We start from the raw sequence: 15,949 nt of genomic DNA, 5'->3' as shown, positions 1-15,949 counted from the left end.
CGTGGACCCAGCAGATACCCCGCACTCATCGTGCGTTCCGGGCAGGGCGCCCGCTCAGCAGGGAGTAGCCGACGGCGGTGGCCGCCACGACGCAGAACACTCCCGCAGGCGCGACGGTTCCGCTCACCAGGAGCGCTACCAGGACGGCGGTGGCCGCGGCGGCGAGCTCCGGCCGGCGTCGGCCGACCGTGGCCCGCAGGCCTCGACGGTCTGCGACCTTGGGCGTGATCACGAACCGGGCCCGCAGGCCCAGGCACACCCGCAGGACGGCGCGCAGCGCGACGACCGCGACGGAGGCGTAGAGCATCCCGGCGCGCAACAGGAAGAGGGACGCCGTCACCGGGCCGCGCCGACGGGTGCGCCGGACCGCCTCGGGCAGCAGCGGCACGGCGCCGAGAAGACCGAGCGAGGCAGCGAGCGGCACCGGGAGGCCAGGCATACGTTCGACAGCCGCCGCCAGGGCGAAGGCGAACAGGGCAAGGGTCATGCCGGCGCCGACGAGCGGGGAGGCGAGGTCGATGAACACGTCGAGCCGCCGTGCGGGGCGCAGACGCGTGTCGAACAGGAGGCCGCGGTCACGGCCGAGCAGTTCGACGGCGCCCTCGGTGAACTTGCCGAGCTGCGTCGTGAACGCCGTGTAGTCGGCGGGGGCGTCCTCGACGGACATGAGCTCCGGCACGTAGCGCACCGTGCGTCCGTGCCGCGCGAGCTCGAGCGTCAGCGCGGCATCCTCCGCCACGGCCTCGGGGAACCCGCCGGCCTCGTGCAGCGCTCCGACGTCGAGCAGGGCACCGCGGCCCGCGAAGGTCGCCGTCCCGAACCGGGCCCGGCCGGCGGACACGGCACGCAGGTGCGCGTCGAACATGCCGCGGAAGTCGCGCACGAACCGGGTGTCGCCCTGCCGCGATCTGATGGCGCCCTGGACCACCGCCACCCGGGGGTACGCGTGGAGGTGGCGCAGCGCCGTGCGTACGAAGTCGGGGCCGATCTCCTGATCGGCGTCAATGACGACGACCGCGTCCACCCCGGATGCGTGATGGCGGAGGTAGTTGTTGAGATTGCCGGCCTTGAACCCAGCACGGTCGGACCGCCGGACCACCTCGACACGGCCCGGGGCGGCCGGGGCAGCAGCGGTGGCGGCGAAGGCGTCCACGGCGGCCCGTCCCTTCGTGCTGCGGGAGTCGTCGAGCACGACAGTCCGCGTACGCGGGTGGGTCTGGCGCATGCTGCGCTCCACGACGCCGGCGCGGAAGTCGTCGGCCGTGGTCCAGAGCAGGGCGACCACCAGGTCGTCGAGCTCCGGGCGTGGTGCTCTTGCCCGCGTCCCGACCGACGGGTGCGAGCGCCGGGCGCCGGCGGCCAGGAGCACGGCTGCCCGGGCACCGACCACCCAGGCCGCCGCGATGGCGACGGCCGCGAGCGTCGTCGTCGTCCACGTCGTGGGGGTCGACGGAACGGTGGTCCCCGCGAGGACGAGCCACGCGAGCGCCGCGAGCGCGGCCCACGCCAGGGCGAGCGCGACGGCGGGGCCGAGCGCGGAGAGTGGCCCCGGGGCGCCCTCGCCGGGTTCTGGGAGCGGGTGGGAGTTCTCCGGACGGGGTTCCTCTGGGCCGGTGGTCAGCATGTCCTTATCCCACCGGTGGCACGCCGGCCGGTCACTGGAGCGCGGACCAGGTCGGGGGTAGACCGGGCTGTACCCCACTGGTGGACCGGCTGCTATCCCGGGCCGGACGCGCCGGCGGTACCGTGACCGGGTGAGCCGATCCGACAGCCTTGCGCTCGCCTTGCGGCGGCCCGGCTACCTGGTGTCGCGTTGGTTGCCGCGAGCCTGGCTGTTCACGCTCGTGAGCGCACTGCTTCCCGGACCCTTCGCCATCCTCATGTTCAACGGCATCCTCCGGGACCAGCCGCTGAGCTTCCTGGTGGGTGCACTGGTCCTCCTCATGCTGCTGCTCAGCCCGCTGATCGCCCGGCTGGACCGATCCCGCGTGAAGCTGATCGGCCGGGAGACGATCGCCGACCCACACGTGCCGACCGACCGTCGCGGCGTGGGCAGGTTGGTCTTCCGGCTGCGGGAGTCGGCGACCTGGCGCGAGGTGGCGTACGTCGTCGTGACCATCCCGCTCGGCTGGGTGGGGGCCGCCGCCCAGGTCCTCAGCGTCTGGTCGCTGATCCTCGTCGTGTCGCTGCCGGGCAACGTCCTCGGCGGTGGCAACGCCTGGGACGAGAACCCCGTCGGCGTGGTCCTCGCGCTCTTCGGGGTGGCTGTGGCGGTTCCGGTGCTCGGCTACATGCTCGGTCTGCTCGCGGAGGCGCAGGCCGCACTCGCACGGGCGCTACTGGCACCGCGCCGGGCTGAGCTGCGCCATCAGATCGAGCGGCTCACCGCCTCGCGTACACGTCTCGTGCGGTCGTTCGAGGGAGACCTGCGCCGCATCGAGCGCGACCTGCACGACGGCGCCCAGCAGAAGCTGGTGACCCTCGCGATAGCCCTCGGATCTGCGGGCCTCGACGCGGAGGAGCTGGCGCGGGCGGGGGTCGACGTCGGGCGCCTGCGGGGCCACCTGGAGCGGGCGCACGACCTCGCGGAGGCCGCGCTCGAGGACCTGCGCTCGACCGTGCGCGCCATCCACCCGCGGGTGCTCGCCGATCACGGGCTGACGGCGGCCGTGCAAGAGCTGACCTCCCGGATGCCGGTACCGGTGACCCTGGAGGGCGGTGTCGACGAGCGCTTCGACACGGAGATCGAGCTGTGCGCCTACTTCGTGGTCAGCGAGGCGCTCACGAACATCGCACGGCACAGCGAGGCACACGCCGCGGAGGTGCACGTGGCCCGCGACGGTGAGCTGTTGGCGGTCCGGGTGCGTGACGACGGCGTCGGCGGCGCGGACCTCCGGTCCGGGTCCGGTCTGGTCGGCCTGCAGGAGCGTGCCGAGGCCGCACAGGGCAGCCTGACGGTGACCAGCCCGCCCGGCGGGCCGACGACGGTCGCGCTGCTCCTGCCCGCCCGAGGGCCCCACGCCGCGCCGGCCGTGCAGGCCGTGCCGGAGACTGTGTGACATGCGGATAGTACTGGCCGAGGACTCGATCCTGCTGCGTGAGGGGCTCGTGGGGCTGCTCGAACGGGTGGGGCACGAGGTGGTGCACGTGACGGGTGACGCAGAGGAGCTCGTGCGCCTCGTGTTGGCGGACGGTGCGCACGGCGAGCTGCCCGACCTGGTGGTCACCGACGTGCGGATGCCACCGCGGCTGCAGAACGACGGGATCGACGCAGCGGCGGAGCTCCGGCGGCACTACCCGGCGCTCCCGGTGGTCCTCCTGTCGCAGTACGTCGCCGACGCCTACGCGCGCGACCTCCTCGCGGGCTCCTCGGGCGGGATCGGCTACCTGCTCAAGGACCGGATCGGGCGCGTGAGCGACGTCATGACGTCGCTTGAGGTCGTGGCGGCCGGCGGTACCGTCATCGACCCGCAGATCGTCCGGTCCCTGCTCGACCGCAGCTCGTCGCCGCTCGGCACCCTGACGCCACGCGAGCGCGAGGTGCTCGGCCTGATGGCGGAGGGCAGGTCGAACCCCGAGATCGCCGAGCGGCTCGTCGTGAGCGACGCGGCCGTGGCCAAGCACATCGGCAACGTCTTCGCCAAGCTCGGGCTCACCGTCGACGACGCGGGCCACCGCCGCGTACGGGCGGTGCTGGCTTACCTGCGCGGCTGAGAGATGCGCGACTCCGGTTCGGCCGCCGTCCGGTCTCCGCGGTCCGAGATCGAACGTACCGTTGCTTCGTATGAGCCACGGCAACGTCACCATCACCGCGGACCTGGTCCGGGACCTGCTGCGCGAGCAGCATCCGGACCTGGCGGACCGCCCGGTGCGCCTGGGCGCGAAGGGCTGGGACAACCAGCTCTGGCGGCTGGGCGACGATCTCGCCGTACGGCTGCCGTGGGCCACCGAGTCGGCCGACGTGCTGCTGCGCAAGGAGCACGCGTGGGTGCCCGGTCTGGCGCAGCGGCTCCCGCTGCCCGTCCCGGTGCCGCAGCGGCTGGGCGAGCCGGCCGAGCTGTTCCCGCGCTCCTGGATCGTGACCACCTGGGTGCCGGGCACCCCGGCGGACCACGCTCCCGCGACGCGGGGTGCCGAGGCTGCCGACGCGCTCGCCGCGTTCCTGTCGGCCCTCCACCGGCCCGCGCCGGACGGCGCACCGGCCGGCCGGAGCCGTGGTGGGCCGCTCCGTGAGCGCGCCGGGGAGTTCACCGAGCGGCTGGCCGCCGCCGTCGAGCTGGGGCTGGTGGCCGACCCGGCCGCGGTGCGCGCCGCCTGGGACGACGCGGTGGCCGCACCGGACTGGGCCGGCCCGCCGCTGTGGCTTCACGGCGACCTGCACGCGGCCAACATCCTGACCGCCGACGGCACGTTCTGCGGTGTGATCGACTTCGGCGACCTGTGCGCGGGCGACCCGGCCACCGACCTGGCCGCCGTCTGGGCGCTGCTGCCCGACGGCGCCGCGGAGCGGTTCCACGCCGCGTACCGGCCCGGCGACGCGGACGGCCCGGACGCCGCCATGCTCCGCCGCGCCCGTGGCTGGGCGCTGCTGACCGCGCTGAGCGGCATCCTGATCGGCGAGGCCGGCACCGCGGGCCGTACGGGCGGCAAGCAGTCGTGGGGCCCGCCGGCGCACTCGGCGATGCGCCGCCTCCTGGCGCCGGCGGGCTGACGGCCGGCTACCTAGACGACCGCCCCGAGGAGTAGGACCACCAGGAGCGCGACGACCGACAGCACCGACTCCATGAGGGTCCAGGTCTTGAACGTCTGGCCCACGGTCATACCGAAGTACTCCTTGACGAGCCAGAATCCGGCGTCGTTGACGTGGGAGAGGAACACGGAGCCCGCGCCGATGGCGAGCACGAGCAGCGCCGCGTGGGTGGGCTCGAGCCCGGTCGCGAGGGGCGCCATGATGCCGGCCGCCGTGATGGTCGCGACGGTGGCGGAACCGGTGGCGATGCGGATCAGCGCGGCGACGAGCCAGCCGGCCAGGAGCGGGGTGATCCCGGCCTCCGCGATGCCGGAGGCGATCACCTCACCGACGCCGGAGTCCACGAGCGTCTGCTTGAACCCGCCACCGGCGCCGACGATGAGCAGGATTCCCGCGATCGGTGCGAACGACGACCCCACCAGGTCGCCGAGCTGCTGACGGGTGCGTCCGACGGCTGTGCCGAAGGCGACCAGCGCGAACAGCGCGGTCAGGAGCAGCGCGACGAGAGGCTCGCCGAGGAACTCCAGCACGGTCCCGTAGCCCGTCTCGGTGGCGCCGGCGATCTCGACGACGGACCGCGCCAGCATGAGCAGCACGGGCAGGAGCACGACCAGGACCGACATGCCGAACGTGGGCTTGCGCAGCCCGGCCGTGGCGTTCGACGAGGTGCCGTCGCCGGGGACGCCCAGGACGCTGGTGGGCGGGTCGAGCCGTACCCAGCGCGTGAGCGGGATGGCCAGCAGCGGTCCGGCGACGATCACGGTCGGGACGGCGACGAGCAGGCCGAGCCCGAGCGTGAGGCCCAGGTCGGCGCCGAGGGCCTCGATGGCGAGCAGCGGTCCGGGGTGCGGGGGTACGAGCCCGTGCAGCGCGGAGAGCCCGGCGAGCGCCGGGATGCCGACCAGGACGGGGTTGGCGCGCAGGCGGCGTGCCACGATCATCACGACCGGGATGAGCAGCACCACCCCCACCTCGAAGAACAGGGGGATGCCGACCACGAACGCGATCAGGGCCATGGCCCAGGGCAGCCGCGCAGCCGGGGTCCGGTCGAGGATCGTGTCGACGATGCGGTCGGCGCCGCCCGAGTCGATGAGCAGCTTGCCGATGATCGCGCCGAGCGCGATGAGCACGCCGACGCCCGCGACGGTGGACCCGAGCCCCGCCGAGAAGCTGGTGAACGTGTCGGTCAGGCCGATTCCCGCCGCCACCGCGAGCACGCCGGACCCGAGCACGAGGGCCAGGAACGGGTGCATCTTGAGCCACACGATGAGCACGATGATGGTGGCGATGCCTGCCACCGCCGCGACGACGAGCTGCGGGGTCGAGGCCGCCGGAGCGGCGTCGCCGGCGTGGGGGAGGGCGAGCGCGGCACCCTGGGTGATCAGGTCGGAACGGAACATCAGCGGGCCTCGGGCTCTGCGGCGGGGGTGGTGGCGGGGGTGATGGCGGGGGTGGTGGTGGCGGGCTCGCCCAGGAGGCGCAGCGCCTCGTCGACGATCTGGTCGGGCCGGGGGCCGATGTCGACCGCGAACCCGGGCTCGTCGTCCTGGAGGGGCTCGAGTGCGGCGAGCTGGCTGTCGAGCATCTCGGGCTTCATGAAGTGCCCGGCCCGGCCCTGGATGCGTTCGCGCAGCAGGTCGTAGGAGCCGGTGAGGTGCACGAACCGCACGTCGCCCGCGGTCTCCAGCAGGTCGCGATAGCTGCGGCGCAGAGCGCTGCACGGCACCACCGCGCTGCGCCCCGCGGCGAGCTCCGCCGCGAACCAGTCCCGGATCCCGCGCAGCCACGGCCAGCGGTCGTCGTCGTCCAGGGGGTGGCCGGCGGCCATCTTGGCGACGTTGGCGGGGGAGTGGAAGTCGTCTCCCTCCGCGAACGACGCGCCGAGCCGGCCGGCCAGGAGGGCGGCGACGGTCGTCTTGCCCGAACCGGCTACGCCCATGACGACGATCGCCCTGGGCCTGCGGTCCTGGCCGTCGGGCGTCCCGTCGGTGGTCTGGGTCGAGAACATCGCTGTCTCGGTGACGTCTGTGTCCATCCCCCCATCCTCACCCATTGGTGACACCATTAATGCGTGATTCATATCACCAATGGGTGCCCGCGCAGGCAAGGACCAGGTCCGCCCTATTCTTGGACGATGCCCCCAGTGCTGCACAGCCCAGTCCTCGAAATCCTGGGCCGCCGCATCACCGGAGGCGAGCTGCCCGCGGGGGCGGTGCTCACGCTGGACGGGATCGGCGCCGAGTTCGAGGTGTCCCGCACGGTCGCCCGCGAGGCGATGCGGATGCTCGAAGGGCTCGGCCTGGTCCGTTCCGGCCCTCGCGTGGGCATCGTCGTGCTGCCCCACGAGGCCTGGAACGTGCTCGACCCCCGGGTCATCGGCTGGCGGCTCGACGGTCCAGGGCGTGCCTCGCAGCTGCGCTCCCTGACCGAGCTGCGCCAGGCCGTCGAGCCCCGCGCCGCCGCGTGCGCCGCCCGAGGCGCCTCGGCCGCCGTCCGCGACGAGCTGGTGGCCACCGCACGGCGGCTGCGCGAGCTCGGCGAGGCCGGGCGGGGCGACGGCGAGGAGTTCCTCGACCTCGACATCCGGATGCACGAGCTCCTCATGCGTTCCAGCGGCAACGAGCTCTTCAGCGCGCTCGCCGACGTCGTCTCCGTCGTCATCTCCGGACGCACCCACCTCGGCCTGATGCCCGCACACCCCGAGCCCGAGGCCCTGGATGCCCACGAGGCGGTGGCGCTCGCCGTGGCGCAGGGAGACGGCGCGGCCGCGGAGGACGCGATGGCACGGATCGTCCGCGAGGTGCGTGGGGCGCTCGGCTGACGGCCTGCCACGGCAGGTGCCGAGCCGCAGGTGACGGTCCGGGCACGCGAACCGCAGCCCCAGTCCCAGTCCCTTAATCGTTGTGGGTCCTGGGCAGGTATGCCTCGCGTGCACCAGAATGTCGGCGTGCACCCGACCTCGCCCCGACGGCTCCGCGACGCGCGGGGCCCTCTCGTGGCGTCGGCTGCGACAGCGACCGCCCTGCTGTCGCACCTCCTGGGTGGCGGCGCGATGCCCGGCTGGCTCGGGATAGTCGTGCCATGGGCGCTGTCACTGACGCTGTGCACGGTGCTCGCGGCCCGACGGCTGTCGCTGTGGCGCATCACCACGTCCGTCGTGCTGAGCCAGGTCCTGTTCCACACGCTGTTCGTGCTGGGCGCTCCGGCAGCCCAGGCAGTTCCGGGACACACGGGTGCTCCGGGACACGGGATGCACGAGCAGCTCCCGCCGTCGTCCGGAGGCTCGCCCTTTGGGCTGATCAGCGCCGATGTGACGATGTGGTGCTGGCACGGGGTCGGCGCGGCGGTGACCGTCGCCGCCCTGTACGGCGGTGAACGGGTGCTGTCCCGCCTGCGTGAGCTGGCCGCCGACCTCGCTGGCTGGCTGCGCGGCCACCTCGCGGTCCCCGCTGACGCCGCCGCGCCGTTCCCCGTCGTCCGGCTGACGGCGCCCGACTGGTTCACCGGTTCCTTCCCCGCTCGTCCTGAGGTCTCGGAGTCGCGGCGGCGCGGACCGCCGGCCGTGCCCGCGATCTGACTTCTTCCGAGCATCGAGCCCACTCACGGGTACCGAGCGGCCTCGCCGTGCCCGCCGTCCTGCCTGGACGCGCCCGGGCGAGGGGCCGTCGATGCTGCCCTCAGGACCTGAAAGCGACCCCTCATGACCACTACCGTCTCCGTCACGCCCGAGACCGACCAAGAACGTCCCCGCCCGCCGGGGAACGACCGCCCCCACGGCCGGCCCCGCTGGTTCGGCGCGCTGCTGCTCCGGCTGCACTTCTACGCGGGCCTCCTCGTCGGCCCGTTCATCCTCGTCGCCGCGGTGAGCGGTGCTCTGTACGCACTGACGCCCACGATCGAGCAGGGCGTCTACCGGCACGAGCTGCACGCCCCCGTCACGGACACCCGGCTCACCCTGGCCGAGCAGACCGCGATCGCCCAGGACCACATCGGCGACGGCGCGGCGATGCCGTCGGCCGTTCGTCCGGCCCCCGAACCGGGGACACCACCCGCATCATGTTCGCCGACGAGGCGCTCGGCGAGAGCGAGTCCCGCGCCGTGTTCGTGGACCCGGGCACCGGTGAGGTCCGGGGCGACCTCACCGTCTACGGCACCAGCGGTGCCCTGCCGCTGCGCGCCTGGCTCGACCAGCTGCACCGCAACCTCCACCTCGGGGACGCCGGACGGCTGTACAGCGAGCTCGCCGCGTCGTGGCTCGGCATCGTGGCGCTCGCGGGTCTCGGGCTCTGGATCCTGCGCATCCGCAAGTCCCGCACCAAGAAGGACTTCGTGCGGCCGGGCCGCGGGCGCACCGGATACCGGCGTCTGTTCACCTGGCACACGTCGGTCGGTATCTGGGTCCTGCTGGGGGCACTGTTCCTCTCGGCGACGGGCATCACCTGGTCGCAGTACGGCGGCAGCAACGTGGACACCCTGCGGGCCACGTTCGACTGGAGCACCCCCGGCGTCGACGCGCGGCTGCCGGGCGGCGGCGCGGAGCAGGGGCCGGCGGCAGCCGGCGGGGAGCACGCCGAGCACGGGGGTGAGCACGCGGGCCACGGTGCGGCGGGCGCCGGGGGCGCCGGGGACGCCGCGGCAGCGGCCGATCCCGCTCTGCTCGACGCCGTCCTCGCCACGGCGCAGGCGGTGAACGTCAACACGGGCCTGGTCGAGATCACACCCCCGGCCGAGCCCGGTACCGGCTGGGTGGTGCAGGAGATCCAGCGCAGCTACCCGACCGAGGTCGACGCGGTGGCGGTCGACCCTGAGACGATGCAGGTTCTCCACCGCGTGGACTTCGCCGAGTTCCCCCTGGCGGCGAAGCTCGCCCGCTGGGGGATCGACCTCCACATGGGCTCGCAGTTCGGCCTGCCCAACCAGCTCGTGCTGTTCTTCCTCGCGAGCGGCATCGCGACGATGGTCGTGCTCGGCTACCTCATGTGGTGGAAGCGCCGCCCGACGAACGAGCCGCGTGCCCTGGGTGGGGCCCCGCCGCGGCGTGGCGTGCTGCGCGGAGCGCCGTGGTGGGGGATCGCCGCGGTGCTCGCGGCGGCGGTCGCCGTCGGCTGGTGGCTGCCGATGGTCGGCTGGACGCTCGCCGGGTTCGTCGTGCTCGACGTCCTCGTCGGACTCGTCCGCAGCCGCACCGCACGCACACCCTGACGCCCGGGCCGGGCGCCGGCTCGCCGCACCGGTGCGGCGAGCCGGGGTCCGGTCAGTGCTTGGTGTACTTCAGCGGGCGCGGGTACAGGTCTCCCTGGACCGCCCACAGCTTGGTGTTCTTCATGACGATCCGCATCGCGAAGAACCCGTCGGGGTTGAGCGACGTCACGTCGGCGCCGTTCCACGCCACGTCGAACCAGCCCCCTCCGGCCGGCGTGACGACGCTCTTCTCCAGCTCGAAGCCCTTCTGCGTCACGGTTCCGCCGGTGTTCCGCAGCTCGCACCGGATCCATCCGCCGGGTTCGACGTCGGCGAGGATCTGGACGGTGCGGCCGGAGAAGTTGAGGCCCTGCGTCGTCAGCACCGACTCCTTGGCCGCCGTGCGCGCGCCGTAGCAGGCGAGCTTGTCCTTCTCGACGTACCCGCGGCCCAGGGCGGTCTCTCGCCATCCGGTGTGCTGCCCCTTGCCGCCCATGTAGTAGAACCAGAGGCGGTCGTCGATCTCCAGGGGCACGGCGGAGAAGATCACGTTGCTGTCGAAGTCGCCGTGGGGGTAGCCGCCGTTCTCCTTGCCGTGCGGGATGAGCACGCTGTTCTCGGGCGAGACCCGGTTGAACTCGCTGAGGTTGGAGGACCAGTGCAGCTCGAGGTCGACGTTCTCGTAGTCGTCGAGCGCGGAGTCCCCGTCGTGATAGACGGAGGCGAGCCCGAGGTAGACACCGTGCTGCTCGAACACCGGCATCGAGTAGATCTGGTCCTCGAACCCGTTGCCCCGGTGGATCTCCTCCGGAACCGACCAGTTCAGGAAGTCGGTCGACCGCGACACCGCCGAGACTCTGATGTTGTTGTCCCACAGCCGGGTGATCAGGACGTACTCGCCGGTCCTCGGGTCGACGAAGGTCTGGTTGTGGCAGTCGCCGCCCGGCACCGGGCTCTTGCTTGCGGCGGGCCAGGGGATGAGGTCGCCGAAGTGGACGCCGTCGGCTGAGAACGCGACGCAGAGCTGGGCTCCGCCCTCCTCCCGCAGGGTCAGCAGCTTGTAGCGCCGTGCGGGGTCCGGGTCGGCGGGGTCGCGGAGGACGGACGTGCCCTGGACCTTGCGGTACAGGAGGTTGTTGTCCGTGCTGCCGTCGAACTCGACGACGCCGAGGTGCGGTTTGGTCCAGACGATGCCGTCCGTCGACTCGGCGTACGCCAGCCCGGCCTCTCGGCCGGCGATCACGTAGGGCTCCTTGGCGCGTCGTGCCGGCGGTGTGTCGAGCGAGGCGGGGTCCTTGACCAGCAGGGTGTAGTACGCACGGAACAGCTTGGCCTCCGGGTCCCACAGGACGTTCGGATAGCCGTTGTCGTAGCGCGGCTCCCACGGGAGGTAGGGGTCCTCGAAGATGCCCTCGCGGAAGAGCGGCCCGCGGGAGTCCTTCACGAAGGTCCCCATCTGCACGCTCGCGTTGGTGTGGATGTGGCCGTTCCAGAAGCCGGAGTCGAACGCGTAGAACTTGCGCTGCTTGCTCGGGTCCGGCAGCGCCATCGGCCGGGCTGCTACCGGGAGCGGGGAGGCGGCGGCCGCCGTGAGCGCCCCGGAGATGAATCCACGTCGGCTCGGGGCAAAGGAAGGGGTCGGCTCGGGCATGCGAGTTCCTCTCTCTCGTGCGGGCATCGTCGCCCAGGTCTCCGTCGACCAGGTCTGCGCACCCAGGTCTCCGTCGACCAGGGCACCTGACGTCAGATGTCTGATGTCCTCGGTACCGTAGCAGCGAGAGGGCGCCGTGCCTAGTCGTCGCGCGGTGCCGAGTGCCGGTCGCGGAGCATGCGCTCCCCGGCGTCGACGTAGGCCTCGAACAGGTCCGTCACGGCGTCCAGACGGTCCGCGGCCCGGGCGTCCTCCGTCAGGTTCCGGCCCGAGCGCAGGGTGCGGATGAACGCACGGGAACGTTCCTGGCTGGCCGCGAGCAGCTGCTCGAAGCCACCGGCTGCCTCGATGAGGAGCCGGCGGCTGCCGGCCTGCGGGATGGTCCGGGCCAGGCCCCAGGAGACCAGTTCCCGCATGGCGGTACTCACCGCGCCCGCGCTGAGCCTCAGCTCGGCGCGGATCTCGTCGGACGACGCCGGTGTCGCCCGGGTCAGCAGGTAGCCGTAGGTGCGCCCGGTCGCGCGGGACAGGTTCCAGGACGCGAGGATGTCGCCCATGGCGTTGACGAACTGCTCGCGCTCCTGACCGGGCTGGTCGGCGTGCTCCTCGGTCATGGTGCCGCCGGGCTCTCGCCGGTCCTGGTGCCCATCGTCCCCAGGAGCTTCAGGAGGGTGCCGTTCAGGGCGTCCGGAGCGTCGAGCGTGACCATGTGTCCCGCCTCCGCGACGACGTGCTCGGCGATACCCTCCGCCGCGGCCCACCGTGGCATGGCGGTCGCGATGTTGCCGGTGCGGTCCTCCGCGCCCCGCACCAGGCCGAGCGGCACGGGCGTGCGGTAGCCCGGTTGTGGGTCGACCAGGCTCACCGTGGCCCGCCAGACGTCGAGGAACCGCTCCTTCGGCAGTTGCGCGAACAGTTCCTCGGTCCGGGCGACGGCGGTGGGGCGCACGGCCGACGCGCGGGCCATCAGCCCGGGTAGGCGGGACGCCGGGACGGTCGACAGCAGCGGTGCCGCGAGGTGGAGCGCCAGCCGCTCGAGGCGGCCGAGGGGTCCGGCGTTCCAGGCCGAGTCGAGGACGACGAGGCCGCCGGCCCGCTCCGGAGCCCTCCGGGCGAACTCCTGCGCGAGGTTGCCGCCGAGCGAGTGCCCGACGAGCAGCGGCCCGTTGGGCCGCGGGCCGGTCCCGAGGGCGTCGGCCTCCTGCTCGACCAGCCCGAGCCGGTCGAACAGGGCTGCCAGGTCGTCGAGCGCGTCGTCGGCGGTGAACCGGGTCCCGGGGTGCAGCGGGGAGACGCCGTGCCCGCGCAGGTCCCAGACGATCACGCGGTAGCCGGCGTCGCGCAGCGCCGGGAGCTGGGGCTCGAACATCGTGTGGTCGACGCCCGCGCCGTGGCTGAGCACCACGGGGCGGCCCGGTCCACCGAAGTCGGTGAACCGGATCGTCGCTCCGGGCCGGGGGAGGGTCTCGGTCAGATTCACCATTCTCTGAATATAGTGCACAGTGCTGGATGACACCGTCCGGTCAGCGCATGGCGGCCATCAGCGGCAGCCGGACGGCCGGCGGCAGCGGGCCGACGGCCGGACGCGCGCTGATCGACTGGATGACCAGTGCCGCGAACCGGCGCGAGGCCGCCGCGGCGGCCTCGCGGGACGTGGCGCGGATGCCCGAGTTGGCCATGATCAGCATGATCAGGTCGTCCAGCACGAAGTCGCGGCGCAGGTCGCCCGTGTCCTTGGCGCGCTGGACCAGGTCCGCCAGCGCACGCAGGACCCGCGTGCGCTCCTGGGCGAAGTCGACGGCCTGCGGGAACGCGGTGATGAACGCGGCGGTGAAGCCGCGGTCGAGGGCGTGCATGACGCACACCTGCTCGATCACCGTGCGGAGCCCGCGCCAGGCGTCGGGGTCCTCGAGGCCGTCGGCGACGATAGCGGTGCAGCGCACCATCTGTTCGCCGAACGCCTCGGTGACCAGCGCCTCCTTGGTCGGGAAGCGCCGGTAGAGCGTGGCGGGGCCGACGCCGGCGCGCCGGGCGACCTCGCGCATCGATACGCCGATGCCTTCCTCGGCGAACGTGCTGCGGGCCACCTCGAGGATGCGGTCGCGGTTGTCCCGGGCGTCGGAGCGCAGGGTGTGCGGCGGCCGGGCCGGTTCCGGCAGCTCGGGGGGCGGTACTTGAGTCAACGGGGTCGTCATCGCTCTCACTTCGCCGAAACGGACGGGCTGTTCCACTAGCGTCCCGACCATGATCGCACTCCAGTTCTCCGAGTACGGACCCGCCGACGTCCTCCACCTTGCCGAGGTCGCGGAACCCCATGCCGGTCCCGGCCAGATCCGCATCGCCGTCCGGGCGGTCGGCGTCACGCCCGCCGACTGGTACCTGCGCTCCGGCATGCTCAGCGACATGATGCCCGTCCCGCTGCCCCACACGCCCGGCGTCGACGCCGCGGGCATCGTCGACGAGGTCGGCGAGGGGGTGACCGGGGTCCAGCCGGGTGACGCGGTCCTCGGGCTGGTCGACGTCGCGGGCCTCGGCGGTGCCGCCGCTGAATTCGCCGTGCTGGCGGCCTGGGCGCCCAAGCCCGACGAGCTCACCTGGGAGCAGGCGGGCGGCGCGGCCGCGAACGTCGAGACCGCCACCAGGACCCTCGACCGGCTCGGCGTCGGCGCGGGCACGACGCTGCTGATCGAGGGCGCGGCGGGCGGCGTCGGCACCGTCGCGGTCCAGCTCGCCGTCGCGCGTGGCGCCACCGTCGTCGGTACCGCCCGCGAGGCCAACCACGAGTTCCTCGCCGGCCTCGGCGCCATACCGACCACCTACGGCGACGGCCTGGCCGGCCGGGTCGCGGCGCTGGTGCCCGACGGCGTCGACGCCGTGCTCGACTGCGCCGGCTCCGGATCGCTGCCTGACCTGGTGGCCATCGCGGGCGGCGCGGCATCGGTGGTGACGGTCGCCGACCTGCGCGCCCACGAGCACGGCGTCGAGCTGTCGAGCTCCGGCGGCCCCGGCGCGGCCGAGCAGGACGGGCGGCACGGGCTCGCCGTGGCTGCGGCGCTCGCCCGGGAGGGCCGGTTCACCGTTCCGGTCGCCGCGGCCTTCCCGCTGCGGGACGCCGCCGCGGCGCACGAGCTCAGCGAGAGCCGGCGCGCGCGGGGGAAGATCGTGCTGACGCTCTGACGGTCATCCCGCGACGGGCCGGTCAGGGTGTCAGCAGCACCTTGATCGCGCGCCGCTCGTCCATCGCGCGGTAGGCGTCGGCCACCTCGGACAGCGGGAGCGTGAGGTCGAAGACCTTGCCCGGGTCGATCTCGCGCTTCCACACGAGGTCCAGCAGGTGCGGGAGGTAGGCGCGCACGGGGGCCACACCGCCGCGGAGGCCCTTGTTGCCCCAGAACAGCGTGTCGGTGGGGAGGTCGCCGTGCGGCACGCCGACCAGCCCGATCAGGCCGCCGGGGCGGACCAGCTCCACCGACTGCGCCCGGGCTTCCTCGGTGCCGACGCACTCCAGCACCGCGTCGGCACCGATGCCCTCCGTGAGCTCGTGGACCTGTGCCAGGCCCGCCGCACCGCGCTCGGCGACGATGTGGGTGGCGCCGAACTCCTTGGCCACGACCTGCCGCGACTCGTGCCGGCTCATGGCGATGATCGTGGCGGCGCCGAGCTGGGCGGCTGCCAGCACGCCACTCAGCCCGACGGCGCCGTCACCCACCACCACGACGCTCGACCCCGGCCCCACGCCGGCCGAGACCGCCGCGTGCCATCCGGTGCACAACACGTCGGACAGGCTCAGCAGGCTCGGGATCAGGTCGGCGTCCGGCTCGCCGGGCGTCGCGAGCAGCGTGCCGTCGGCGTTCGGGATGCGGATCTTCTCGGCCTGGCAGCCGTCGAACCCGCCCCCGTGCAGGCAGTTCGCCTGCATGCCCTTGCGGCACACCGCGCAGGTGTTGTCGCTGTGCAGGAACCCGCCGACGACGAAGTCGCCCGGCGCGACCGTGGTGACCGCGTCACCGACCTGCTCGACGACGCCGACGTACTCGTGCCCGATCGGCGTGGGCCGCTTGACCCGTGAGACACCCCGGTAGCGCCACAGGTCCGAGCCGCACACGCAGGACGCGACGGTACGGATGACGGCGTCGGTGGGCTCCACGATGACGGGATCGGGCCGCTCCTCGAAGCGGACGTCCCCGGGGCCATGAATGATCGCTCCTCGCATGCGCCCATTCAACACGCTCCGGGTACAGGGCTGGGCACGGGTGCGGGTGCGTGTGGTCGGCAGTTCGTCAGGTGGTCGGTAGCCCGGGCTACCGACCACCTGACGAACTGCCGACCACAGCTGGTGGTCAGGGGCTGCGGTCAGGGGCTGCTGT

General features: G+C 73.0%; 14 protein-coding genes and 1 pseudogene. 7 read left to right on the top strand and 8 right to left on the bottom strand.

All coding sequences use genetic code 11. The annotated features are described in order from the left end of the window. Positions 1 to 25 precede the first annotated feature (25 nt). Complete coding sequence (locus ACYVK7_RS08365) at positions 26 to 1,624, bottom strand: glycosyltransferase family 2 protein (protein ID WP_460887232.1); 1,599 nt, start codon at positions 1,622 to 1,624, stop codon at positions 26 to 28. Between the two features lie 130 nt (positions 1,625 to 1,754). On the opposite strand from ACYVK7_RS08365, the gene ACYVK7_RS08360 reads away from it, so the two are divergent. From ACYVK7_RS08360 to ACYVK7_RS08350, 3 genes are all read left to right on the top strand, one after another. After that, positions 1,755 to 3,059, top strand: coding sequence for a sensor histidine kinase (locus ACYVK7_RS08360; RefSeq protein ID WP_460887231.1), 1,305 nt, complete (start codon positions 1,755 to 1,757; stop codon positions 3,057 to 3,059). A gap of 1 nt (position 3,060) precedes the next feature. Continuing rightward, positions 3,061 to 3,714 carry a response regulator gene (locus tag ACYVK7_RS08355; protein ID WP_460887230.1) on the top strand — a complete coding sequence of 218 codons (654 nt, stop codon included), beginning with the start codon at positions 3,061 to 3,063 and terminating at the stop codon, positions 3,712 to 3,714. A gap of 70 nt (positions 3,715 to 3,784) precedes the next feature. Beyond that, a complete protein-coding gene (locus ACYVK7_RS08350; RefSeq protein WP_460887229.1) occupies positions 3,785 to 4,711 on the top strand; it encodes an aminoglycoside phosphotransferase family protein in 927 nt (308 codons plus the stop codon). Positions 4,712 to 4,722: 11 nt separating this feature from the next. On the opposite strand, the gene ACYVK7_RS08345 is transcribed toward ACYVK7_RS08350, so the two are convergent. Both ACYVK7_RS08345 and ACYVK7_RS08340 read right to left on the bottom strand, forming a co-directional pair. Beyond that, the gene (locus ACYVK7_RS08345) at positions 4,723 to 6,150 is read right to left on the bottom strand and encodes a GntT/GntP/DsdX family permease (RefSeq protein ID WP_460887228.1); all 1,428 of its coding nucleotides are present in this window, start codon (positions 6,148 to 6,150) and stop codon (positions 4,723 to 4,725) included. Further along, positions 6,150 to 6,758: a gluconokinase gene (locus ACYVK7_RS08340; RefSeq protein WP_460887906.1), complete on the bottom strand. Its 609-nt coding sequence runs from the start codon at positions 6,756 to 6,758 to the stop codon at positions 6,150 to 6,152. Before ACYVK7_RS08340 ends, ACYVK7_RS08345 begins: the two co-directional genes overlap by 1 nt. Before the next feature lie 126 nt (positions 6,759 to 6,884). Here ACYVK7_RS08340 and ACYVK7_RS08335 point away from each other — a divergent pair, with 126 nt between their 5' ends. From ACYVK7_RS08335 to ACYVK7_RS08325, 3 genes and pseudogenes are all read left to right on the top strand, one after another. After that, positions 6,885 to 7,571, top strand: a complete 687-nt coding sequence (locus ACYVK7_RS08335; protein ID WP_460887227.1) for a FadR/GntR family transcriptional regulator — start codon at positions 6,885 to 6,887, stop codon at positions 7,569 to 7,571. A gap of 126 nt (positions 7,572 to 7,697) precedes the next feature. Next, positions 7,698 to 8,327 carry a hypothetical protein gene (locus tag ACYVK7_RS08330; RefSeq protein WP_460887226.1) on the top strand — a complete coding sequence of 210 codons (630 nt, stop codon included), beginning with the start codon at positions 7,698 to 7,700 and terminating at the stop codon, positions 8,325 to 8,327. Positions 8,328 to 8,450: 123 nt separating this feature from the next. Continuing rightward, a pseudogene (locus ACYVK7_RS08325) lies at positions 8,451 to 9,952 on the top strand (PepSY-associated TM helix domain-containing protein). Positions 9,953 to 10,004: 52 nt separating this feature from the next. On the opposite strand, the gene ACYVK7_RS08320 reads toward ACYVK7_RS08325, so the two are convergent. The 4 genes from ACYVK7_RS08320 to ACYVK7_RS08305 form a co-directional block, all read right to left on the bottom strand. After that, positions 10,005 to 11,582, bottom strand: coding sequence for a hypothetical protein (locus tag ACYVK7_RS08320; RefSeq protein WP_460887225.1), 1,578 nt, complete (start codon positions 11,580 to 11,582; stop codon positions 10,005 to 10,007). Positions 11,583 to 11,722: 140 nt separating this feature from the next. Further along, entirely contained in the window at positions 11,723 to 12,196 is a 474-nt protein-coding gene (locus ACYVK7_RS08315) for a GbsR/MarR family transcriptional regulator (RefSeq protein ID WP_460887224.1), read from the bottom strand. Next, on the bottom strand, positions 12,193 to 13,065 hold the full coding sequence (locus tag ACYVK7_RS08310; protein ID WP_460887223.1) for an alpha/beta fold hydrolase: 873 nt from the start codon (positions 13,063 to 13,065) through the stop codon (positions 12,193 to 12,195). The genes ACYVK7_RS08315 and ACYVK7_RS08310 overlap by 4 nt, the downstream gene beginning before the upstream one ends. Before the next feature lie 40 nt (positions 13,066 to 13,105). Beyond that, positions 13,106 to 13,777 carry a TetR/AcrR family transcriptional regulator gene (locus ACYVK7_RS08305; protein ID WP_460887222.1) on the bottom strand — a complete coding sequence of 224 codons (672 nt, stop codon included), beginning with the start codon at positions 13,775 to 13,777 and terminating at the stop codon, positions 13,106 to 13,108. Between the two features lie 49 nt (positions 13,778 to 13,826). On the opposite strand from ACYVK7_RS08305, the gene ACYVK7_RS08300 reads away from it, so the two are divergent. Beyond that, positions 13,827 to 14,759 carry an NADP-dependent oxidoreductase gene (locus tag ACYVK7_RS08300; protein ID WP_460887221.1) on the top strand — a complete coding sequence of 311 codons (933 nt, stop codon included), beginning with the start codon at positions 13,827 to 13,829 and terminating at the stop codon, positions 14,757 to 14,759. 22 nt (positions 14,760 to 14,781) lie between these two features. Here the strand turns inward: ACYVK7_RS08300 and ACYVK7_RS08295 are convergent, their stop codons facing one another. Beyond that, positions 14,782 to 15,795 (bottom strand): zinc-dependent alcohol dehydrogenase family protein, encoded by a 1,014-nt coding sequence (locus ACYVK7_RS08295; RefSeq protein WP_460887220.1) that lies wholly within the window; start codon positions 15,793 to 15,795, stop codon positions 14,782 to 14,784. Positions 15,796 to 15,949 lie beyond the last annotated feature (154 nt).

The sequence above is a fragment of the Promicromonospora xylanilytica genome (assembly GCF_054782895.1).
Note: the sequence above shows the minus strand (reverse complement) of the source record. Positions and strands in the feature narration are given on the sequence as shown.